The sequence below is a fragment of the Shewanella sp. SM87 genome (assembly GCF_025653705.1).
GTDB classification, from domain to species: domain Bacteria; phylum Pseudomonadota; class Gammaproteobacteria; order Enterobacterales; family Shewanellaceae; genus Shewanella; species Shewanella oncorhynchi.
Genome location: NZ_JAKKSC010000024.1, coordinates 26,073 through 49,475, shown reverse-complemented (window position 1 = coordinate 49,475; position 23,403 = coordinate 26,073). Strand labels below are relative to the sequence as shown.

Here is a 23,403-nt window from a genome sequence, read left to right as displayed (position 1 = left end):
CTTATGCCTTTACTCGACGTACGAAATCTAACGATTGAACTCGATACGCCCCACGGTAGAGTGCGGGCGCTAGAAAAAGTCAGCTTAACGCTCAATGCGGGCGAAATTCATGGGCTAGTGGGTGAATCTGGCTCAGGACGAAGTTTGTTAGCCAGAGCAATTTTAGGCATCCCCGGCCCTAACTGGACTATCACAGCAGACCGCATGATGTGGGATGGCAATAACTTGATGGCCATGAGCTCAAAAGAGCGCCGTAACCTGATGGGTTCAGACATGGCAATGATCTTCCAAGATCCGTCTGGCAGCTTAGATCCAGCACAAACCGTTGGCAGTCAGTTAATGCAAGCTATGCCTAAAAATCCCAACGCCTATTTTTGGCAACGGCGCAGGCATGCACGACTTACAGCACAGAAATGGCTGCATAAAGTCGGGATCAAGAATCCGCGGCAGGTGATGTCTAGCTACGCATGGGAATTATCCGAAGGCGAATGCCAAAAGGTGATGATTGCGATGGCGGTTGCTAACCAGCCTCGCCTCTTGATTGCAGACGAACCCACAAGCTCGATGGAGCTCAGCACTCAGGCGCAAATTTTCAGATTATTATCCCAATTAAATCAATTACAAAACGTATCGATTCTATTGATCAGCCACGAGCTGGAAACCTTAGCCCAATGGTGCGATCACTTATCCGTACTCTATTGCGGTCAAGTCATGGAATCTGGGCCGACGGACGAAGTGATTAAGCAGCCTTATCATCCTTACACTAAGGCGTTACTCGAAAATATGCCCGACTATTCAGGCTCAGGTGGTCACAAGGCGATTATGCCTACCCTACCGGGTTCTGCGCCCGCCTTACAGCATTTGCCAATTGGTTGTCGTTTAGGGCCACGCTGCCCTGAAGCACAAAAAAAATGCGTTAATCAGCCAAATTTGAGTCATATCAAAGACCGCTATTTTGCCTGTCATTTCCCTTATCACGGCGAAACCCATAATGACGACCCCACTGCTTAAAGTTAATGACCTTTATAAAAGATATGATACTGGTTATAAGGGCTTTTCCCGCCAATATAACGATGCATTAGCGCCCGTATCCTTTGAACTCGAACGCGGTGAAACCTTAGCGATAGTGGGTGAGGCGGGTTCAGGTAAAAGTACCCTCGCCCGCATTTTAGTCGGTGCAGAGCCCCGCAGCGGTGGTGAAATATTTTTCGAAGGTGAAGCCTTAGACAGCCGCAATGTGAAGCAAAGATGCCGCTTAATTCGGATGATTTTCCAAGATCCGAATACTTCACTGAACCCGCGCCTAACGATTGGTCAATTACTCGATGAGCCGCTGCGTTTCAACACCCAAATGTCAGCGCAATCGCGGCACACCCAAGTGGTCGATACCTTACGAAAAGTAGGTTTATTACCCGAGCATGCGGAGTTTTATCCGCACATGATTTCCGAAGGGCAAAAACAACGAGTCGCAGTAGCACGAGCCTTAATGCTCAATCCTAAAATTATCATTGCCGATGAAGCCTTAACCGCATTGGACCTTTCGGTGCGTTCGCAAATTCTTAATTTGCTGTTAAAACTGCAAAAAGATCTCGGCTTGTCTTATATCTTCGTGTCCCATAATCTCAATATTATTCGCCATGTCAGCGATAAAATCATGGTACTGCACAAAGGTGTAATGGTTGAAAAAGCTGATACAGAACAAATATTTAACTCACCAAAACATGAATACACCCAGAGGTTGGTCCAAGAGCAGAGTCTGTTTGTTCACAAACGCTAAACTGCTCCAACCACTTAAATAATCAGGTGAATTGGCTAAAAATAGGTGCCATTTACCCGCCGAAATATTTATCCTATTGGTCATTTTGATAGAAGAAGCTTAAATATGATTATCAAACCAAAAATTCGTGGATTCATTTGTACCACTACACATCCTGTCGGTTGTGAAGTAAACGTTCAAGAACAAATCACCTTAACTAAAGCAAAAGGCAAGATCGCTAACGGCCCGAAAAAGGTATTAGTAGTCGGTTCATCAAGTGGTTATGGTCTGTCTTCACGTATCGCAGCCGCTTTTGGTAGCGATGCCGCAACGATTGGCGTGTTCTTCGAAAAGCCAGGTACTGAAGCGAAACCAGGTACTGCAGGTTGGTACAACTCTGCCGCTTTCGACAAATTTGCTAAAGCGGAAGGTTTATATTCTAAAAGCATTAACGGCGATGCCTTTAGCCATGAAGCTAAACAAAAAGTCATCGAGCTTATCAAGCAAGATCTTGGTGAAATTGACATGGTTGTTTACTCACTGGCATCACCAGTGCGCAAACTCCCTGATTCAGGTGAGCTTATCCGATCAGCTTTAAAACCCATTGGCGAAACTTACACAGCGACTGCCGTTGATACCAATAAAGACTGCATCATTGAAGCCACCGTTGAGCCAGCAACTGAGCAAGAAATTGCCGATACTGTCACTGTTATGGGCGGCGAAGATTGGGAACTGTGGATTAAAGCCCTATCTGAAGCCGGTGTATTAGCCGATAACTGCAAAACCGTAGCCTATAGCTATATAGGTACAGAACTGACGTGGCCAATTTACTGGCACGGCGCCCTTGGCAAGGCCAAGATGGATCTGGACCGCGCAGCAAAAGCGTTAAATGAACAACTGTCAGCCACTGGCGGCAGCGCAAATGTTGCAGTGCTAAAGAGCGTTGTGACTCAAGCGAGTTCGGCCATTCCTGTCATGCCTTTATATATCGCTATGGTATTTAAGAAAATGCGTCAGGAAGGTCTCCATGAAGGTTGTATGGAGCAAATCTATCGCTTATTCAGTGAGCGTCTATTCCGTGCCGATGGTGCAAAACCTGAGACCGACAGTGATAATCGCTTACGTTTAGATGACTGGGAACTGCGTGAAGATATTCAGCAACACTGTCGTAATTTGTGGCCACAAGTGACCACAGAAAACTTATCAGAATTGACTGATTACCGTGAATACAAAGCTGAATTTATTAAGTTATTTGGTTTTGGTATCGAAGGCATTGATTACGATGCCGACGTTAACCCATACGTTGAATTTGACGTTATCGAACTCTAATCAACTCGATAGCGAATCACTGCTTATCACAAACGTTAAACGCCACTTTTTAGTGGCGTTTTTATTTATAACTCCCAAATTAAGATGCGCTACACTAGCTGCAGTTGACCCCTAATAATCCCTCAATAAGGAAAATCAATGAAAATTAGCGCAAGAAACACCCTCAGCGGTACAATCAAATCCATAGAAATGGGCGCTGTAAACAATGAAGTGACAATCGAACTTGCACCCGGTGTCGTACTGACCTCTGTGGTGACTAAAGCTTCCTGTGAGCGCCTAGGGCTCAAAGTGGGTGATTCGGCTTATGCCCTCATCAAAGCCAGCAGCGTAATGATTGGCGTTGATGATTAACCATTCAACTCAGTAACGTGGCGATTGAAGTAATGGAATATGGAGTCTGACAGTGTTGCTATAGCGGATATCCTTCGAACTTCATTGGTAAACTTTATCGAATTAAAAAAACAAAAAGGCCAAGTGAACTCACTTGGCCTTTTCTATTTAATCAGTCGGATAGTAAATTTAATAACTCACTATCCTCACTGAAATTATTCTTCTACAGGATAAAGCACCTTGGCATTGGCTTTAAGCGAATCGATCAAACCACGGTAGTCTGCTTCACTGTATTGTGCGTTCAGACGTTGTTTAAGTGCATTAACTAGCTCATCACTCACACCTTCTGCTGCGTTGACTTTATCCAGTGCAACCACAGCATAACCGTTTGCTAAACCAACGGTATCAACAACAGGAGTTGTACTTGGTGTTGGCATTTGGAACGCTTTGCCTACAATCGCAGCATCAACGTCTTGCGCACCACGGCCTAGTTTCGCTTTAGACACTAAACCAAGATCAGTTGCACCCGCTTTAACTTGTGCCATCAGTTCCTGTGCTTTTGCACGGGCGGCTTCGTTTGCTTGATCTTGCTTCAAGCGCTCAGTGATGTTGGCTTTCACTTCAGCTAAGGCCAAAGTACCCGCATCGTGATGTTCTTTCGCTCGGATAACAACCACATGGTTAGGTTCAAGCTCAATCACTTCACTGTTTAAACCTTTCAGCATCACAGTTTCAGAGAAGGCTGCTTTAACTAAGTCAGGCTTGTTTAGCTCAGCAGGTGCATTATCGCGAGAAAACAGTGCTGTAGTCTTAACATCAACGCCAACAGCTTTTGCGGTTTCAGATAGTGTATCTGGCACTTCATAGCTGGTATCCGCTAATTTACTTTGTAAGCTATAGAACTGGTCAACCGCTTTCTTATCTTGCAATTGAGCCACTATCTTAGCTTTCACATCAGCAAAAGGTACAGTCGCGCCAGATTGCACATCTAATAGCTTGATAATGTGGAAACCAAAGTCTGTTTTAACCACCGCAGAATGTTGGCCTTTATTTAATGCAAATAAAGCGGCATCAAATGCGGGGTCCATAACACCAGGTTCAAACCAATCCAGTTTACCGCCCTGCTCTGCACTCAAAGTATCATCAGAGTTAGCTTTAGCCAGATCAGCAAAATCGGCACCGCTATCTAATTGCTTAGCGAGATCTTCAGCCTTTGCTTTTGCTGCAGCTTCATCATTACCTGGCATAACCAAAATATGCGCGGCAAGACGCTTCTCGTTAGAAACATATTGTGCTTTATGTTCTTCGTAATACGTTTGTGCTTCTTCATCAGAAACTGGATTATTTTTAGCAAAATCAGCAGCATTCAGTTCAACATATTCTAAGCTCACCATCTCAGGACTCATAAACTGCCCTTGGTTTGCGTCGTAATAGTTTTTCACTTGCTCGTCAGTCACAACCGCTGTCGCTAAGAATGGTGCAGAATCGACAATAACATAGCGCACATCACGGGTTTGGCCTTGTAACTCAGCCAATTGCTTAGCTTCGCCAGGTAACACGAATTCAGTACCCACAAGGGCCGCAGTTAACTGACGACGGGTCATATCGACACGCATCATGTCTCTGAAAGTCTGTGGCTGATAACCTAACTGACGCAGAATCGCCTGATAACGATCGTTATCAAATTTACCATCAGTTTGAAATGCCGGTTCAGCTCTCATTGCAGCAACAATTTGCTCGTCAGATACACGTAGACCTATAGCCTTAGCAGCTTGATCTATCAACTTGTCAGCCACTAAGCGTTCTAATACGCTCTGCTTAATGCTTTGTAAGTATTTTTCGTCAGCAGATAACGCAGCAAACATTTCACCTAGCTGTTGCTCCATGCGAGAGCGCTCGCTCTGGTACGCCTGCTCTAGCTCGGCTTTAGTGATCTTGTCACCGTTCACTTCTGCCGCAGGCACATCAGTTGTTGAACCTAAGTAACTACTGACTCCTGCAAATGCAAAAGATAAAATCACAAGTACGAGAATGCCTTTAGCAATCACGCCTTGCGAACCATCGCGGATCTTTTCTAACATCAGATTTCTCGCTTGTTGCGATTAACAAAATAAAAAGGCGCATCAGGTTGAGATGCGCCTTTCTGTAATTTATGGGGAATATTCAGACGCTACCACTGGTAAATTCTAAAACCCCGAGTAATGGTAGAAATTAAGCTTCATATTCCATTACTTTCAATTCGTAAAAAGCACTGATAAACAGTGCTTGTCATTACGAACGCCTTACAAAGGCTACGATATTAATTATTAATTAACAGCGTCTTTCAGTGCTTTACCAGCTTTGAATGCAGGAATTTTAGCTGCTGCGATTTTGATTTCTTCACCCGTTTGTGGGTTGCGACCAGTACGCTCAGCGCGTTCACGCACTTCAAAAGTACCAAAACCAACAAGAGAAATTTTATCACCTTCTTTCAGACCTTCGGTCACAGCAGCGATAAAAGAATCCAGTGCTCGGCCAGCAGCGGCTTTAGAAATGTCAGCACCAGATGCGATTTTCTCGATTAGTTCAGATTTGTTCATGTCATCCCCTTGAATGTAATTTTTTTGCGCCGCAACCAAATCCGTCTCTAGAGCGGTCTGCGGAGGCTTTTATAACAAGCTTGAATTCAAAGTTCAAGCTGAGTTCGAAAACCAAAGAATTAAAACTGGATACAGCTCAAAGCCAGTTGCGCCAAGGGCTTGGAGCAGCTGGCTCTCCACAGACCTAGGCTACCACAGGTCTGCGCTTTGTTAAGCCCCTTTTTTCATTTTTTTTAACGTGATAGCGCAATTTCTTGCGTTATGCCAAGTTTTTAACCACTTCGAAGCCTTCCACCGGCCTTTCTAGTGCCAGTTTTAACACTTCATCGACCCAACGCACGGGACGAATTTCTAAATCGGCAATTACATTGGCAGGAATTTCTTCCAAATCGCGCTCATTTTCTTTTGGAATAAGCACCAATTTTATGCCGCCGCGGTGAGCTGCTAGCAGTTTTTCTTTCAAACCACCGATAGGTAACACTTCACCACGTAAGGTTATTTCACCTGTCATGGCCACATCAGCACGCACGGGGTTACCCGTTAAGCTTGATACTAACGCGGTACACATTGCCGCACCTGCAGATGGACCATCTTTGGGTGTCGCACCTTCTGGCACATGCACGTGGATATCACGCTTCTCGTAGAAATCAGCATTGATACCTAATTGTTCCGCACGGGCGCGAACAACTGTCATCGCTGCTTGAATCGACTCTTGCATCACGTCGCCAAGGGAACCGGTATAGGTTAACTTCCCTTTACCTGGCACTGAGGTTGCTTCAATCGTCAGTAAGTCACCGCCCACTTGAGTCCACGCTAAGCCAGTCACTTGACCGATTTGGTTCTTAGACTCGGCTTTGCCGTAATCAAAGCGCTGCACACCAAGGAAAGACTTAAGATTCTCTTGGTTGACAGTCACAGACTTGACAGACTTATCGAGCAAAATCATTTTCACGACTTTACGGCAAATCTTAGACAATTCACGCTCGAGTGAACGCACACCCGCTTCACGGGTGTAATAACGGATAATGCCAACGATAGCACTATCATCTACTTTAATTTCAGTGGCTTTTAAACCATTGCGCTCAATTTGCTTATTCAGCAAATGTTGCTTAGCAATATTCAGCTTCTCGTCTTCGGTGTAACCCGACAAACGAATGACTTCCATACGGTCAAGAAGTGGCCCAGGAATATCCATAGAGTTTGACGTTGCAACAAACATCACATCGGATAGGTCGTAATCGACTTCGAGGTAATGATCGTTAAAGGTCGCATTTTGCTCAGGATCTAACACTTCTAATAAAGCAGAAGCCGGATCGCCGCGCATATCAGAACTCATCTTGTCGATTTCATCGAGCAAGAATAACGGGTTTTTCACGCCGACTTTAGCCATCTTTTGAATGACTTTACCTGGCATAGACCCAATGTAAGTACGGCGATGACCACGGATTTCCGCTTCATCACGCACACCACCGAGGGCAACACGCACATACTTACGACCGGTGGCCTTAGCGATCGATTGACCTAGCGAGGTTTTACCCACACCTGGTGGCCCCACTAAACATAGGATTGGCCCTTTAAGCTGACGCACTCGGCTTTGGACTGCCAAATATTCCAAGATACGTTCTTTGACTTTTTCAAGGCCAAAATGATCGGTGTCGAGTACTTCTTGGGCTTTGGCTAAATCACGTTTGATTTTAGAGCGTTGGCTCCAAGGCACAGCCGTCATCCAATCGACATAACTGCGAACAACCGTCGCTTCAGCCGACATTGGTGACATCATGCGTAACTTGTTAAGCTCGGCGAGGGCTTTCTCTTTCGCCTCAGCGGGCATATTAGCCTCTTCAATCTTACGATTTAAGGCTTCAAATTCGTCATGGCCTTCATCTAAGTCACCCAGTTCTTTCTGGATGGCTTTCATCTGTTCGTTCAGATAGTACTCACGCTGACTCTTTTCCATCTGTTTTTTAACGCGAGTCCGGATACGTTTCTCAACCTGTAATAGGTCGATCTCCGATTCCATCATCGCCATTAGATATTCCAGACGTTCGCCGACGTTGACCATCTCAAGCACAGATTGCTTATCTTCAAGCTTAAGTGGCATGTGTGCGGCCATAGTATCGGCCAGACGCGCCGCTTCATCGATACCCGATAAAGAGGTCAAGACTTCTGGTGGGATCTTTTTGTTCAGCTTGATATAACCTTCAAACTGACCAATAGCACTGCGCACTAACACTTCTTCTTCTTTGTCTTCCAGCGGTTCTGATTCCAGATACTCAGCCTTAGCCACAAAGAATTCTGTTTCTTGGGTATAACGGGTAATACGGGCGCGACGACCGCCTTCAACCAGCACTTTGACTGTACCGTCTGGCAGCTTAAGTAACTGTAAAATAGAGGCAACCGTACCCACTTCGAAGATGTCATCTTTTGATGGTTCATCGAGCTCGGCATCACGCTGCGCCACTAAAATAATTTGCTTATCCTGCGCCATTGCCGTTTCAAGACATCGAATAGATTTTTCTCGTCCGACAAATAACGGAATTACCATATGGGGATAGACCACCACATCTCGCAGTGGCAGCACGGGGAGTTCGATATGCGCTTCACGCTCTTGGGTCATAGTTCGATTCCGTTTTGGTGAAATGGATTAATACTGGAGTATATTGGGACGCTTTATGGAGTTTCAATGGCTAATACGAAAAAAGGAGTCCATTGGACTCCTTGTTTTTCAGTTTATTAGCGATCAGTACAATTATTGTTCACCTGATGCCACTTGGGCCTCATTGTGCTCGTAAATCAAGATTGGGGCAGATTCCCCTTTCACGACTGATTCATCCACAACGGCCTTCACCACACCGTCAACGGATGGGATATCGTACATAGTATCCAGCAGAATACTTTCAACGATGGAGCGTAGGCCACGGGCACCAGTCTTGCGAGACATGGCTTTGTGAGCAATCGCTTTAAGCGCATCTTCGCGGAACTCAAGCTCAACCCCTTCCATCTCAAATAACGCACTGTATTGCTTAGTTAGGGCATTTTTAGGTTGAGATAGAATTTGTACTAAAGCTTCTTCATCCAGCTCAGTCAGAGTCGCAACCACTGGTAGACGACCAATAAACTCGGGGATTAAACCGTATTTGACTAAATCGCCAGGTTCTACTTGCGATAAGGTTTCAGAGATCGTCGCCTTCTCTTTCTCGCCTTTTACCTGTGCACCAAAACCGATACCCGAGCCAACGTGCGCACGTTGCTCAATCACTTTCTCAAGCCCTGCAAACGCACCACCACAGATAAACAGGATCTTAGAAGTATCGACTTGTAAGAATTCTTGCTGTGGATGCTTACGGCCACCTTGTGGTGGAACCGCGGCAACAGTGCCTTCAATCAACTTAAGCAGCGCTTGCTGTACACCCTCACCCGATACGTCACGGGTGATTGATGGATTGTCTGACTTACGGCTAATTTTATCGATTTCATCGATATAAACGATACCACGCTGCGCCTTCTCAACATCGTAGTCGCACTTTTGCAGCAACTTTTGAATGATGTTTTCAACGTCTTCACCCACATAACCCGCTTCAGTCAGCGTAGTAGCATCTGCCATAGTGAAAGGCACATTGAGTGAGCGCGCAAGGGTTTCAGCCAGTAGAGTTTTACCGCTACCCGTTGGACCGATAAGCAAAATATTACTCTTGCCCAGCTCGATACCATCTTTAGGCGATGCATTTTTTAAACGCTTATAGTGGTTATACACTGCCACAGAAAGCACTTTTTTCGCTCTGTCTTGGCCAATAACATAATCGTCTAAATGTGCACGCAACTCATGTGGTGTCGGTAATTTATCGCTATCACGCTTTGGAGAGATTTCTTTAATCTCTTCACGAATGATGTCGTTACATAACTCAACACATTCGTCGCATACATACACTGATGGGCCAGCAATGAGTTTTCTGACTTCATGCTGGCTCTTTCCGCAAAAAGAGCAGTACAGCAATTTACCGCTGTCACCATTATTTTTGTTGTCGCCCATTAATTACCTCATTTGCAGTCTGCTCTACTGCCTGTCTTAAATTTGCTTAACTTTTACAAAGCATAGCTCAGTCAAAAGCAAAAATCAGCCGCGTTTCGTCATCACAGAGTCAACTAAGCCATATTCGACGGCTTGAGTTGCACTCATGAAGTTGTCACGATCGGTATCGCGTTCAATCACTTCGAGCGGTTGACCTGTGTGTTCAGCGAGCATTAGGTTAAGCTTATTTTTAATGCCTAAGATTTCTTTGGCATGAATAGCAATATCTGATGCTTGACCTTGGAAACCACCCAGCGGTTGATGGATCATCACGCGAGAGTTTGGTAAACAGTGACGCTTACCCTTCTCACCACCAGCTAACAAGAAAGCGCCCATACTGGCGGCTTGGCCGATACAGACAGTGCTAACATTCGGTTTGATAAACTGCATGGTATCATAAATCGCCATGCCTGCGGTGACAGAGCCACCAGGAGAGTTAATGTATAAAAAGATATCTTTATCTGGGCTTTCTGATTCTAAGAATAATAGTTGCGCCACGATAAGGTTTGCCATGTGTTCTTCAACTTGACCTACCAAAAAGATAATCCGCTCTTTCAACAAACGAGAATAAATATCGTATGAGCGTTCACCCTTAGCAGTCTGTTCGATCACCATAGGCACTAAAGCACTTTGTATGTCTGACGCATTATGCATTATTCACTTCCCTAAATAAAAATGGCTCGCATGAGGAGCCTCATACGAGCCATTATAAATGGCGAACAGCTAATCAAGTCAAGCTTAGCTTATGCGCGACCAGTAGCCTTGTTCATAAATTCTTCAAAAGCGACTTGTTTTTCGGTCACTTTGGCAGATTTCAACAGTGCTTCAACCGCTTGCTCTTCTAAAGCAACGTTGCGCATGTTTTGCATCAGCTCTTTGTTGCTGTTGTAATAAGCAACCACTTCACTTGGATCTTCGTAAGCAGACGCCATAGAAGCGATCAAGCCTTGTACGCGTTCATCTTCCGCTTTCAGTTCGTTAGTCTTGATGACTTCGCCTAATAGCAGACCGATTTTAACACGACGTGCAGCTTGTTCAGTGAACAATTCAGCTGGCAGTTCTGGCATGTTAGCCGATTGGCCGCCAAAACGTTGCATGGCTTGTTGACGCAGAACGTTAACTTCGCCATCGATCAATGCTTTTGGCAAAGTGATATCGTTGTTAGCTAACAGACCATTGATCACTTGCTCTTTCACGTTAGCTTTTAACGCTTGCTCAAGTTCACGGTTCATGTTTTTACGGATTTCAGTTTTAAGGGCTTCTAAGCCACCTTCGCTGATACCGAACAGAGCAGCAAACTCATCGTTTACTTCTGGCAGGTTAGCCGCTTGCACTTCAGTCAGCGTAATCGCAAACTTAGCCGCTTTACCTTTCAGGTTTTCAGCGTGATATTCTTCAGGGAAGTTCACGTCGATAACAAATTCTTCGCCCGCTTTGTGACCTAAGATACCTGCTTCAAAACCAGGGATCATACGGCCGCTACCTAGTTGCAGTTCGAAATCATCAGCTTTGCCGCCTTCAAATTCTTCACCGTCAACTGAGCCAACAAAGTTCATTTTCACTTTGCCGCCATCAGCAGCTTCACGCTCAACAGCAGCGAAAGTCGCGTGTTGTTTACGTAAGGTTTCAATCATAGTGTCAACGTCAGCGTCAGTCACTTCAGCTTTTGGCTGTTCTACTTCGATTGCATCTAAGCCTTTCAGCTCAACTTCTGGATAGATTTCAAAGGTAGCGATAAATTCGAATTTTTCGCCATCAGTAGAACCAGGAACAAAAGTCGGTGCACCCGCTGGGTTTAACTTCTCAGCAATAATTGCTTCGATGAAGTTACGTTGCATCACTTCACCCATGATGTCTTGACGAATCGCTGCGCCGTAACGTTTGTTTATAACAGTAACAGGCACTTTACCAGGACGGAAACCTGGGATACGAGCACGCTTAGCTTCACGTTGTAAACTGTCTTTAACCAGCTTTTCAATTTGTTCAGCAGGAACAGAAATGGTCAGGCGACGCTCTAGGCCTTGGGTTGCTTCAACAGAAACTTGCATTGTTTTACCTCGAAATTTGTCTAACGTCCTTTGTAATAGCCGATTCATCAACTATTCAGGTATTCGTTTCTTGATCATTAAATTTGACTACAATGCCCACCACAACTGGCTTTAGGCACAGGTCGCTCATAGTTGATATCTATCAAGACGCGACATTATAGCCACCGTTTTCTGCAGAGTCGAGCCTCAACAGCCGAATCTGGGGTATAAAAAAAGCGACACAAGGTCGCTTTATTTAATTTGTACTCAAAGTACTAAAAATGGGGTGACTGATGGGGCTCGAACCCACGACAACCGGAATCACAATCCGGGACTCTACCAACTGAGCTACAATCACCACTGAAACTGGTACGCCCGGCAGGATTCGAACCTGCGACCACCCGCTTAGAAGGCGGGTGCTCTATCCAACTGAGCTACGGGCGCATGGTTTACAGAATTTTCTGTATCCTAACCGATTTGGAAAGCATTTATGCTAACCCTATCATTTGCCTATTTTAGTTCAAATTATTTTGAATTCATCGAAGCAAACGACAATAAAGTGGTCGGTGATAGAGGATTCGAACCTCTGACCCTCTGGTCCCAAACCAGATGCGCTACCGGACTGCGCTAATCACCGAAGGTCTTACATTTTACTTGGTATCAACTCAGAGGGTTCCCTCTGGTCCGCTCTCATCCAAAATCTGCATGTACTATCGGACTGCGCTAATTACCTAACGTCTTACATGACAGTTTCAGCGCAAGATGAACACATCTGCCTGAGAACGGAGCGCATCTTATCCCCTCACTTTACACCCGTCAACGATTTTTTTATCGTTCGACTCTAGGTGCTGAATTATCAGGCTAATCTGGTTTTTTTTATCCACTTGGCAACGGCTTTAACCATGACACAGTAGCTGTGCCCTGTTAAAATAGCCACGATTGCCAATCTCTGTGTTAACTAGTGTTTTCACCATCGCCCATATAAAGGATATCCTACACCCATGACAGCCCAAATAATCGACGGCAAGGCGATTGCTCAATCCATCCGCACTAAGCTCAGCGAAAAAGTCACAGCCCGCAAAGAGGCTGGACAACGCGTACCGGGTTTAGCCGTAATATTAGTGGGAGCCGATCCGGCATCACAAGTTTATGTTGGCAGTAAACGTAAGGCTTGTGAAGAAGTTGGATTTATTTCTCGTTCATACGATTTAGAAACAAACTGCACTGAAGATGAATTACTCAACCTGATTGATAGTCTTAATGATGATCCGACAATTGATGGCATCTTAGTGCAACTGCCATTACCCGCACATATCGAAGACTCAAAAGTCATCGAGCGTATCCGCCCAGATAAAGACGTCGATGGATTTCACCCGTACAATGTCGGCCGTTTAGCCCAGCGTATTCCGGTGCTGCGCTCTTGCACCCCAATGGGCATAATGACACTCATCAAATCCACCGGCGTTGATACCTATGGTTTAGATGCTGTTGTGGTTGGCGCATCGAATATTGTCGGCCGCCCAATGACCTTAGAGTTGCTGCTTGCTGGCTGCACCACCACTACTTGCCACCGCTTCACTAAGAATCTCGAGCAAAAAATTCGTCAGGCAGATCTCGTGATCGTTGCAGTGGGTAAACCTGGCTTTATTCCTGGCGAGTGGATCAAGTCTGGCGCGATTGTAATAGATGTGGGTATTAACCGTTTAGATAACGGCACCTTAGTCGGCGATGTGCAATATGACATTGCTGCGCAAAATGCCAGCTTTATCACTCCAGTCCCCGGCGGTGTTGGCCCGATGACGATTGCAAGCCTATTAGAAAACACCTTATATGCCGCCGAGCAGTATCATGACTAGGTTCTAAGTTCTAAGTTCTAAGTTCTAAGTTCTAAGTTCTAAGTTCTAAGTTCTAAGTTCTAAGTTCTAGCAAGCATAAAAAAACCTGCATGATGCAGGTTTTTTATTTACTGAAGATTTTCTTGAATTAAAAATATAGCGAATAAGCTTATTTCTTACGCCAAGTGGTGCCACTTGGACCATCTTCAAGCACAACGCCCAAAATATCTAAACGATTACGCGCCACATCCGCAGCAGCCCAATCCTTTTCGGTACGAGCACGGTTACGCTCAACGATTAAGGCTTCGATTTCGGCCACTTCATCGTCACTACCGCCACCTTGAAAGAAGGCCTCTGGCTCTTGGCTTAATAGACCTAACACATCTGCTAATTGCTTCAAGGTGACCGCTAACGCAGATGCCTGTGCCATATCGGTCAGTTTTAAACGATTGATCTCACGCACCATATCAAATAGAACGGAATATGCTTCAGGTGTATTAAAGTCATCATCCATCGCCGCTTTAAATTTCGCGACAAACTCTTCTGCTGGCGCCGCAGCAACAGTCAAGTCGACATCTTTAATGGCGGTATATAAACGCTCTAAAGCTGAGCGAGCTTGTTTCAAGTTATCTTCTGAATAATTCAGTTGGCTACGATAATGGCCAGATAATAAGAAATAACGCACAGTTTCAGCATCATAGTGACCAAGCACATCGCGAATGGTGAAGAAGTTGCCTAAGGACTTAGACATCTTTTCACGGTCAACCATCACCATGCCAGTGTGCATCCAATAGTTGACGTATGGCGTGTCATGGGCACAGCAAGACTGAGCGATTTCATTCTCATGATGTGGGAACTGTAAGTCAGAGCCGCCGCCATGGATATCAAAATGCAGACCTAAATGTTTGCTGTTCATGGCCGAACATTCGATATGCCAGCCAGGACGACCTGGTCCCCATGGGGATTCCCACGTTGGTTCGCCAGGTTTAGACATTTTCCACAACACAAAATCCATTGGATTTTGCTTGGTTTCATCCACTTCAACCCGAGCACCAGCTTGCAGTTGATCTAAATTCTGGCCCGATAAACGGCCATAATCAGGATATGAGGCCACGCTGAAAAGCACATCACCATCGCTCGCCACATAGGCATGGCCACGGGCGAGTAATAACTCAACCATGTCGATGATTTCAGCAATGTGAAGGGTCGCGCGCGGTTCAAAATCGGGGCGCAACATATTTAAGGCATCGAAGTCTTGGTGCATTTCACCAATAAGACGCTCGGTTAAGGCTTCACAGCTTTCGTTATTCTCGTTAGCGCGCTTGATGATTTTGTCATCAACATCAGTAATATTGCGCTGAAAATTCACTTCATAACCCGCGTAACGCAGGTAGCGCACTATCATGTCGAAGGAAACAAAAGTACGGCCATGACCAATATGACAGAGATCGTATATGGTCACACCACACACGTACATCCCAATTTTCCCGGGATTAATTGGCTTAAATTCCTGTTTTTGGCGGGTAATACTGTTGTAAATCTTCAACATCGATATTCTCTTCAATGATACATTCAGGTGTAAAATCAAGGAGTCAGTCTATCACGGCCTGACAGGTTTTGAATACTGCACTTTGCGCGCAATCCGAGATAAGTTAGAATCGCGCCACTATTTACACTGAGTATGAAAACATGATCACATTACACACTAATTTAGGCGACATTAAACTGCAACTGAACGCTGAAAAAGCACCGTTAACAGTAGCAAACTTCATGAAATATGTTGACGAAGGTTTCTTCGACGGCACTATCTTCCACCGTGTGATAGACGGTTTCATGATCCAAGGTGGTGGCTTCAACGAAGACATGAGCCAAAAGCGTTGTAACGAGCCAGTGAAGAACGAAGCCAATAACGGTTTATCAAACCGTACTGGTACTGTCGCTATGGCGCGTACTTCAGATCCACATTCAGCTACTGCGCAGTTCTTCATTAACGTGAACGACAACACTTTCCTCGATTTTAAATCAGAAACCTCACAGGGCTGGGGCTACTGCGTATTCGGCGAAATCGTTGAAGGCATGGACATTATCGAAAAAATCAAGGCCGTTAGCACTGGCAACCGTGGTATGCATCAAGATGTGCCATTAGAAGCCATTGTGATTGAAAAAGTCAGCGTCGCGGCATAATACGGCGAATGCGAACTCTATTTATAGGCGATCTGCACCTGAGTGCAGATCGCCTTGATATCACCCAAGCGTTCACTCACTTTCTCGACACTGAACTCGATGATGCTGACGCCCTTTATATCCTAGGCGATTTGTTTGAAGTCTGGGTTGGTGATGATATTGCCTTGCCTTTTGCCCTAGACATCGCCGAAAAACTCAAGCAAGTATCACAAAAGTTGCCCGTGTATTTTATCCATGGCAACCGTGACTTCATGCTAGGCAAACAATTTGCGCGCGCCGCAGGCATGCAAATTTTACCCGAAGTCACTCGCCTCAATTTATACGGTGTCGACACTGTAATTTTGCACGGCGACAGCTTATGTACTTTAGATAAGGCCTACCAACGCTTTCGAAAACTGCGCAGTTTATCGCTGTCTCGTTGGCTGTATGGTTGTTTATCCAAGAAAACCCGTCAGGGCATTGCTGATAAAATTCGCAGCAAGAGCAAGAACAGCAATAAGCAAAAGAGCTACACTATCATGGATGTAGAGCCCAATGCGGTCGATGTGTTATTTGCCAAGACACACACTAAGCATATGATCCACGGTCATACTCACAGACCGGCCATTCATCAACTTGCCAATGGCTGTAAGCGTATAGTGGTTGGCGATTGGTATGAGCAAGGCAGTGTGCTCAGTGTGAGCGCTGAAGGGATTAATTTACAGTCCTTACCCTTCGACCCGACGATGACCTAAAGGCATAGGCTTAAGTAGGCCTCATTTAGCGTTACTTAAGCTTAAATTTTTAGCTTTAATAGCTTGAAAATACTGTGATTAATGGTTTGTTAGAACCGTTAATCGTTTCAGCTATATGGACTTAACTCTACTCGTTTGGGGAAGCAAAGCCGTTCAAATTAATTTAGTAGAGGCGACCCACTGTGGAAACGAAACTCATCATCCTGCGCCAAAATCAACTCAGCTTCTAACTCGCCAAAGTACTTCACTCGCTCGCTAATATCCTCAGGTGAAACCAACTGAGCTAACGCAAGATAATCTTGATAATGTCGCGCTTCAGAGCGCAGCAGTGACACATAAAACTTACTCAGCTCACCGTCTAAATAAGGCGCGAGTTTAGCGAAGCGCTCGCACGAGCGAGCCTCAATATATGCCCCTACAATCAACTTATCCCGCAAAATATCTTTCTCATGGGTTGTCACATGACTCATCATGCCCTTGGCATAACGACCCGCGCGAATATTGCGGTAATCAATACTGCGCTTGTGCATTAAATCCAATACTTGTTCAAAATGATGAAACTCTTCTTTAATCAAGCGGATTAAAGGTGAAACTAAATTCGCAGCAAACTTAAAGTTGGGCTTAGGTATAAGGTCAGTTACCAACTCATTCTTTTTCACATCACGGGCTAAAAAACTTTCCACATCATGTTCTTGCGAATAAATAAACTCTTCATAGGGTTTAGCCCACGCCAACAGAGCTCGACCACTGTCTTTATCTAACGCATATTTTCGTAGCAAAAAAATCGCTGTCTGAGCGGCTTTTAACTCACAGTTACAATGGTCGATCAGCAACTCATCCAAGGAATCTGATTTTATCGCAACATCAATCCAAGTTTGCGGTGTTTCACAGTGAAGAAATGCGTGGATGGGGGCAAGAAGTTGCAGCATGGACTCACTCAATATCATTCTGAATATCGCACTATTTTACGCATATTTACTCATAAGCTATAGCATTAGGCTTAAGTAAACTTGACGCGCTGAACTTTTTGTTCAATAAATAATCTACACTCTAAAGAACTGAGATCCTGATCACACAGCCTCTCACTTCTCTATGTGTAACCAATCGATGGATAAAGAGACAGGACACCATTTTAACCTCGATTGTAGAGCTGTTATCAGCTCGTCTGACGTTTGGCGAGCCATTCATCAATGCTGAACAAGGATAATTATAATGATACTGAATCACTTAATGGGGCTATACACTCATCCAAAACAAGAGTGGCAAACAATTGAAAAAAACCATGAGGCACTGAAAAGTAGCTTAAGCCATGTAGTACTTATCGCCTTAATTCCGGCGGTGTGCAGCTATATAGCTACGGCTTACATTGGCTGGAATCCTGGCGCTGGCGATCCTATTTACCTTACACCACAAAGCGCCCTGTTTATGTCCGCAGGCATGTATTTAGGCCTGATTGCAGGCGTATTCGCCCTTGCCTATTTAGCCTATTGGATGGCAAAAACCTTCGATGCTAACCCAACTTACACCCAAGCATTAGAGCTCGCCTCCTACACTGCAACCCCGTTGTTTATGGTCGGTTTAGCCGCATTATATCCAGTGCTATGGTTTATCATGATAGTAGGGTTGATTGGTTTAGCCTACTCAGTGTATTTACTGTACGCGGGGGTGCCTATCATTATGAATATCCCCGAAGAGAAAGGTTTTATCTACGCCAGCTCTATGGTGACAGCAGGCTTAGTACTCTTGGTGGGGCTAATGGCAACTAGTGTCATTTTATGGAGCTTAGGCTTTGGTCCTATGTACCAATAACCATTTTAATTCATCACAAATTTAATCAACAGCAACTCAAGCTCTGCGTCGCAATTGATTTGTAGCAGAAAATAAAAAAGAAGGCCGCAAAGGCCTTCTTTTTTGAGTTGAATTAACGCTCTGAGCGAGTTAGCAGATCTGTTTGACTCATTCAGTCAAACAGATCCACTTAAGCAAAATCACTCGAAAGAATCACGCAGCGCTACGGTCAAGTTAAACACTAAATTATCCGGCGATGAATCTTTGCTGTCAGCGCAGAAATAGCCTTCACGCTCAAACTGATAGGCTTGTTCTGCAGGTGCATTCACTAAGCTTGCTTCTGCAAAACCTTGTACAACGATCAATGATTCAGGGTTCAACACTTCATCCACAGTCTCTGCCGCAGCAGGATTAGGATCGGTAAATAAACGCTGATAGAGACGGAATTCAGCAGGCTTAGCAGTAGATGCCTCAACCCAATGGATCACGCCTTTGACTTTACGGCCATCTGCAGGGTTTTTACCTAAAGTTTCAGGATCATAAGTACAGTAAACCGTCGTGATATTACCTTCACTGTCTTTGTCACAACGTTCAGCTTTAATCACATAGGCATTACGTAAACGCACTTCTTTACCTGTAACTAAGCGTTTGTATTGTTTGTTGGCTTCTTCTTTAAAGTCAGCCACATCAATCAATATTTCTCGGCCAAAGGCTAATTCACGCGTCCCCATGCTCTCATCATTTGGATGAGCGGCCGCTTGAATGTACTCAAGTTCATCTTCAGCATAGTTTTCAATGATGACTTTCAATGGACGTAATACGGCCATCGCACGCGGTGCATGTTCGTTCAATTCTTCACGAATACACGCATCTAACATGCCGACTTCAATCATATTTTCTTGCTTAGTCACGCCGATACGTTGGCAGAACTCACGAATTGAAGCCGGTGTGTAACCACGGCGACGTAAGCCTGCAATCGTTGGCATACGTGGGTCATCCCAACCTGACACGAGTTTACGGGTCACAAGGTCGTTCAGCTTACGTTTAGACATCAAGGTATATTCGAGATTTAAGCGTGAAAACTCGTATTGACGAGTACGATTCGGCGCTTGAAAATCATTCAAATTATCCAACACCCAGTCGTATAAACGACGGTTGTCTTGGAACTCTAAAGTACATAAAGAGTGGGTAATATGTTCTAACGCATCAGAAATACAGTGCGTGAAGTCGTACATTGGGTAAATGCACCACTTATCACCTGTTTGATGATGATGGGCAAAACGAATACGGTAGATGATAGGATCGCGCATGCACATGAATGGCGATGCCATATCAATTTTGGCACGCAATGCGCACTCACCTTCTTTAAAACCACCGTCGCGCATCTTAGCGAATAAGGCGAGGTTTTCTTCGACTGATGTGTCGCGGAAAGGACTGTTTTTACCTGGCTCTTTTAACGTACCACGGTATTCACGGGTTTCATCTGCATTCAAAAAACACACATAAGCCAAACCTTTATTAATCAGTTCAACCGCATATTGATGTAACTGATCAAAATAGTTTGATGAATAGCGAACGTCACCATCCCACTGGAATCCAAGCCAACGCACATCCGCCTGAATAGAATTCACATAATCAATGTCTTCTTTTTCAGGATTAGTATCGTCAAAACGTAAATTACACAGACCGTTATAGTCTCGCGCTATCCCAAAATTTAAGCAGATAGATTTAGCATGACCAATATGAAGATAGCCATTCGGTTCCGGCGGGAAACGAGTCTGTACACTCGTGTGCTTACCGCTTTGTAAATCTTCATCTATGATATTACGAATAAAGTTACTCGGACGTACTTCAGTGTCCACATGACTCATGGAATTCCTCTTTGCGAACAATGGCAATTTTAAGAAAACCAGCATGATCCTACAGATCACTACTAGTTACAATGCCTAGGGTTAAAAACTCTGGTTTTTGACTGTTTAGGGTTATAACCGCGATAGTAAAACAATAAAAGCAGCCATGAAAGCTGCTTTTATCTTTGACCTAACTAAGCTGACATTTATTATTCAGTCATGCTGACTCAGTAAATCTTACTCGGTGATAATGCGGATCCCAGGAATAATCTGCTGGCTTCTTTTACCCTTACGTTTCAACCACAGATAAAAAGCGGCTAATGCAAACAAGAAGAAACCAATCCACAGACTTGATTGAACTGGGTGCTGCGTAAAGGTAGCGGCTTGATAAACTACCGTTGCAGAACCATAAGCCAGTGAGAAAGTCCACGTTGCCGCGAACGTCGCCCACCGAGAACCAAACTCATGCACTAAGGCGCCCATTGCCGCAACACAAGGAGTATAAAGTAAGATAAACAGCAAGTAGGAGAAAGCCGCAACTTTACCACTAAAACCTGCTTGTAAAGCACCGAAAGTCGATGTCGCAACACCTTGTTCTTCAGCAACGGTTTCTTTATTGGTTAAATCACCGACCGACAGTTTAAGCGGATCTTCAAGATCTAAACCAAACAAGTTAGTTGGAATCGTTGCCAGAGCCGCATTAAAGCTTTCACTCAATGGTGCAAGTTCTTCATCTGTCGGCGCCGCGCTGCTGTATAGACTGTTTAAGGTACCAACAACCGCTTCTTTGGCGAAAATACCCGTGATAATACCGACGGTTGCAGGCCAGTTATCCTGCTCTATGCCCATAGGCGAGAAGATAGGCGTGATTTTTTGACTCGCGACACTCAGCAAAGATGCTTGGCTATCTTCATGGCCAAATGTGCCATCAACACCAATAGCATTGATAAAGTTCAATAAGGTCACGACCAGAACAATCGTTTTACCTGCGCCTAAAATAAAACTCTTAGTGCGTTTACCTGTACGAACCATAACAGCTTTCAGCTTAGGTAGTTCATAACTTGGCAGCTCCATCACCACAGCGCTACTGCTGCCGGGTAATAAAGTGCTTCTGAGTAATAAACCCGTACCGATAGCGGCAAAGATACCAATAATATACAGCAAGAAGACTAAATTCTGACCTGAATCAGGGAAGAAAGCAGCCGCAAATAGTGCATAAACAGGAAGACGTGCACCACAGGACATAAATGGTGCCATCATCCCTGTCACAATACGCTCACGCTCACTGCCTAAGGTTCGCGTCGCCATAATTGCAGGCACTGAACAACCAAAACCGACAATCATAGGAACGAATGCTTTACCAGGCAGGCCAATACGACGCATTAAACCGTCAACCACAAATGCAGCGCGCGCCATGTAGCCAGAACTTTCGAGGATCGACAAACCGAGAAAAAGCGCCGCAATAACAGGAATAAAGGTTGATACGGTTTGAATGCCTTGGCCGACACCGCCCGCTAAGATAGTGACCAACCAAGCCGGAGAGCCCATGCTCGTCAAGAATGAACCGAAGTGATCGACAAACAATGCGCCAGCAAAAACATCAAAGAAATCAATAAAAGCACTGCCAATATTAATGCTGAACATAAACATCAAATACATCACAAACAAGAACACAGGAATGCCAAGCACAGGATGTAAAACGAGTTTATCTAATTTGTCACTGAGGGTGAGGAACCCTGACTCTTTCACTGAACCTTGAAAAACTTGTTCAACGAAATTAAAGCGCGTGGTCGCCACCATCACTTCAATATCATGGCCTTGCTGAGCGATAATCTGAGTACAGGAATTCACTTCATCCTGCAGTTCAGCATTTTTACAGCTACCACAACCTGAACCATTACCTAGCATAGCCAAAGCGCGGCCGCGACTTAATTGGGCATCTTTACTGCAGAGTAACTGCACGCCCGCTTCAATTTGTTCATCATAGTGAAGCACTAATGGGGCTTCTGAGACTCGGCCTTGAAGTAAATCGAGTACCTGTGCCTGCACTTTAGCGACATCGGCAGGATCTCGCGAACACACGCCAATCACAGGGCAACCCAGCTCTTGGCTCATTTTCTTTAAATCGACTTTAATCCCACGTTTGACAGCCGAATCAATTTTATTCAGCACCACTACCATAGGGATAGCGAGTTCACGTAATTGGGCTGTGAGATATAAGTGACGTTCGATATTAGTGGCATCGACTAAATTGATAATGCCATCGACACGTTGCTCGGCAAGGTATTGCTGCGCAATTTGCTCATCAAGTGAACAATCGCAACTATTACCCGCAGGAAGAAGGTCGTAAATACCCGGTAAGTCTGTCAGATAGACGTCAGCACCGTTTAAGGTGAAATGACCAGTCTTTTTTTCGACCGTAACACCAGACCAGTTACCCACTTGTTGATTTGCGCCTGTTAGCGCGTTAAAGAGTGTAGATTTACCCGCGTTAGGGTTTCCTACTGTGACGCAATGAAACTGCTTAGCCATTCGTCTTTTCCACCTCAATGATGTCTGCCAAATCTCTGCGCATACAAAGTTTACTACCACGAATATCCAGTTCGAGACCAGAGCCCATAGGTGCGTATCGGATCAATAAAAAACGCGTATTTGGCGTGATCCCCATGGACAACAACTTGCGCTTCACGGTTTGTGGCAGCGCCAAACGCCCCACTTCAGAAATAAGACCGCGATCGCCGGGACTGAGTTCGCTTAACTTCATTACGTATTCCACCTTGCAACAGGTTCAGCTCGAAAAACTGCGCCCATTGTAACCGAGCGATGACACTAATAACTTTACCTAGATCAAGATTTTTGATTGGTAACGATAATAGTTTTCAATTGTGTTGGGTATTATGTGATAAAAATTCCAATGAATAA

At 44.8% G+C, this 23,403-nt stretch carries 19 protein-coding genes and 3 tRNA genes; 8 read left to right on the top strand and 14 right to left on the bottom strand.

Annotated elements, in window-relative coordinates; all coding sequences use genetic code 11:
- Positions 1-3 precede the first annotated feature (3 nt).
- The 4 genes from L5M11_RS17365 to L5M11_RS17350 all read left to right on the top strand — a co-directional run bounded on the left by L5M11_RS17365 (position 4) and on the right by L5M11_RS17350 (position 3,436).
- Entirely contained in the window at positions 4-1,011 is a 1,008-nt protein-coding gene (locus L5M11_RS17365) for an oligopeptide/dipeptide ABC transporter ATP-binding protein (protein WP_113938851.1), read from the top strand.
- Positions 992-1,777 carry an ATP-binding cassette domain-containing protein gene (locus tag L5M11_RS17360; RefSeq protein ID WP_105252932.1) on the top strand — a complete coding sequence of 262 codons (786 nt, stop codon included), beginning with the start codon at positions 992-994 and terminating at the stop codon, positions 1,775-1,777. Before L5M11_RS17365 ends, L5M11_RS17360 begins: the two co-directional genes overlap by 20 nt.
- A 105-nt stretch (positions 1,778-1,882) precedes the next feature.
- Positions 1,883-3,085: an enoyl-ACP reductase FabV gene (gene fabV, locus L5M11_RS17355; RefSeq protein WP_105252933.1), complete on the top strand. Its 1,203-nt coding sequence runs from the start codon at positions 1,883-1,885 to the stop codon at positions 3,083-3,085.
- A 138-nt stretch (positions 3,086-3,223) separates the two neighbouring features.
- Complete coding sequence (locus L5M11_RS17350; RefSeq protein WP_006085368.1) at positions 3,224-3,436, top strand: molybdopterin-binding protein; 213 nt, start codon at positions 3,224-3,226, stop codon at positions 3,434-3,436.
- A gap of 194 nt (positions 3,437-3,630) precedes the next feature.
- Here L5M11_RS17350 and L5M11_RS17345 read toward each other — a convergent pair whose 3' ends face one another.
- The 9 genes from L5M11_RS17345 to L5M11_RS17305 all read right to left on the bottom strand — a co-directional run bounded on the left by L5M11_RS17345 (position 3,631) and on the right by L5M11_RS17305 (position 12,727).
- Complete coding sequence (locus tag L5M11_RS17345) at positions 3,631-5,496, bottom strand: SurA N-terminal domain-containing protein (RefSeq protein ID WP_263192842.1); 1,866 nt, start codon at positions 5,494-5,496, stop codon at positions 3,631-3,633.
- 225 nt (positions 5,497-5,721) lie between these two features.
- A complete protein-coding gene (hupB, locus tag L5M11_RS17340) occupies positions 5,722-5,994 on the bottom strand; it encodes a nucleoid-associated protein HU-beta (protein WP_006081127.1) in 273 nt (90 codons plus the stop codon).
- Positions 5,995-6,253: 259 nt separating this feature from the next.
- Entirely contained in the window at positions 6,254-8,611 is a 2,358-nt protein-coding gene (lon, locus tag L5M11_RS17335) for an endopeptidase La (protein WP_105252934.1), read from the bottom strand.
- A gap of 132 nt (positions 8,612-8,743) precedes the next feature.
- Positions 8,744-10,024: an ATP-dependent protease ATP-binding subunit ClpX gene (clpX, locus tag L5M11_RS17330; RefSeq protein ID WP_028760467.1), complete on the bottom strand. Its 1,281-nt coding sequence runs from the start codon at positions 10,022-10,024 to the stop codon at positions 8,744-8,746.
- Positions 10,025-10,108: 84 nt separating this feature from the next.
- Complete coding sequence (gene clpP / locus L5M11_RS17325) at positions 10,109-10,717, bottom strand: ATP-dependent Clp endopeptidase proteolytic subunit ClpP (RefSeq protein WP_063883148.1); 609 nt, start codon at positions 10,715-10,717, stop codon at positions 10,109-10,111.
- A gap of 89 nt (positions 10,718-10,806) precedes the next feature.
- Complete coding sequence (gene tig, locus L5M11_RS17320) at positions 10,807-12,111, bottom strand: trigger factor (protein ID WP_263192841.1); 1,305 nt, start codon at positions 12,109-12,111, stop codon at positions 10,807-10,809.
- A gap of 261 nt (positions 12,112-12,372) precedes the next feature.
- Positions 12,373-12,448: transfer RNA gene (locus L5M11_RS17315), tRNA-His, on the bottom strand.
- Between the two features lie 9 nt (positions 12,449-12,457).
- A tRNA-Arg gene (locus L5M11_RS17310) sits at positions 12,458-12,534 on the bottom strand.
- Positions 12,535-12,650: 116 nt separating this feature from the next.
- Positions 12,651-12,727, bottom strand: a tRNA-Pro gene (locus tag L5M11_RS17305).
- Positions 12,728-13,091: 364 nt separating this feature from the next.
- Here L5M11_RS17305 and folD point away from each other — a divergent pair.
- Positions 13,092-13,946, top strand: a complete 855-nt coding sequence (gene folD / locus L5M11_RS17300) for a bifunctional methylenetetrahydrofolate dehydrogenase/methenyltetrahydrofolate cyclohydrolase FolD (protein ID WP_168823651.1) — start codon at positions 13,092-13,094, stop codon at positions 13,944-13,946.
- A gap of 148 nt (positions 13,947-14,094) precedes the next feature.
- On the opposite strand, the gene cysS is transcribed toward folD, so the two are convergent.
- Positions 14,095-15,474, bottom strand: a complete 1,380-nt coding sequence (cysS, locus tag L5M11_RS17295; RefSeq protein ID WP_212599882.1) for a cysteine--tRNA ligase — start codon at positions 15,472-15,474, stop codon at positions 14,095-14,097.
- Between the two features lie 140 nt (positions 15,475-15,614).
- Between cysS and L5M11_RS17290 the strand changes: the two genes are divergently transcribed.
- Both L5M11_RS17290 and L5M11_RS17285 read left to right on the top strand, forming a co-directional pair.
- Complete coding sequence (locus tag L5M11_RS17290; protein WP_198572192.1) at positions 15,615-16,109, top strand: peptidylprolyl isomerase; 495 nt, start codon at positions 15,615-15,617, stop codon at positions 16,107-16,109.
- Positions 16,110-16,117: 8 nt separating this feature from the next.
- Positions 16,118-16,843 (top strand): UDP-2,3-diacylglucosamine diphosphatase, encoded by a 726-nt coding sequence (locus L5M11_RS17285; RefSeq protein WP_263192838.1) that lies wholly within the window; start codon positions 16,118-16,120, stop codon positions 16,841-16,843.
- A 158-nt stretch (positions 16,844-17,001) separates the two neighbouring features.
- On the opposite strand, the gene miaE is transcribed toward L5M11_RS17285, so the two are convergent.
- Positions 17,002-17,772, bottom strand: a complete 771-nt coding sequence (miaE, locus tag L5M11_RS17280) for a tRNA isopentenyl-2-thiomethyl-A-37 hydroxylase MiaE (protein WP_028760473.1) — start codon at positions 17,770-17,772, stop codon at positions 17,002-17,004.
- Positions 17,773-18,055: 283 nt separating this feature from the next.
- On the opposite strand from miaE, the gene L5M11_RS17275 reads away from it, so the two are divergent.
- A complete protein-coding gene (locus L5M11_RS17275) occupies positions 18,056-18,652 on the top strand; it encodes a Yip1 family protein (protein WP_105252940.1) in 597 nt (198 codons plus the stop codon).
- Between the two features lie 179 nt (positions 18,653-18,831).
- On the opposite strand, the gene glnS is transcribed toward L5M11_RS17275, so the two are convergent.
- The 3 genes from glnS to L5M11_RS17260 all read right to left on the bottom strand — a co-directional run bounded on the left by glnS (position 18,832) and on the right by L5M11_RS17260 (position 23,245).
- Complete coding sequence (gene glnS, locus L5M11_RS17270; protein WP_263192837.1) at positions 18,832-20,502, bottom strand: glutamine--tRNA ligase; 1,671 nt, start codon at positions 20,500-20,502, stop codon at positions 18,832-18,834.
- 216 nt (positions 20,503-20,718) lie between these two features.
- The gene (gene feoB / locus L5M11_RS17265) at positions 20,719-23,013 is read right to left on the bottom strand and encodes a Fe(2+) transporter permease subunit FeoB (RefSeq protein ID WP_028760476.1); all 2,295 of its coding nucleotides are present in this window, start codon (positions 23,011-23,013) and stop codon (positions 20,719-20,721) included.
- Entirely contained in the window at positions 23,006-23,245 is a 240-nt protein-coding gene (locus tag L5M11_RS17260; protein WP_028760477.1) for a ferrous iron transport protein A, read from the bottom strand. Before L5M11_RS17260 ends, feoB begins: the two co-directional genes overlap by 8 nt.
- Positions 23,246-23,403 lie beyond the last annotated feature (158 nt).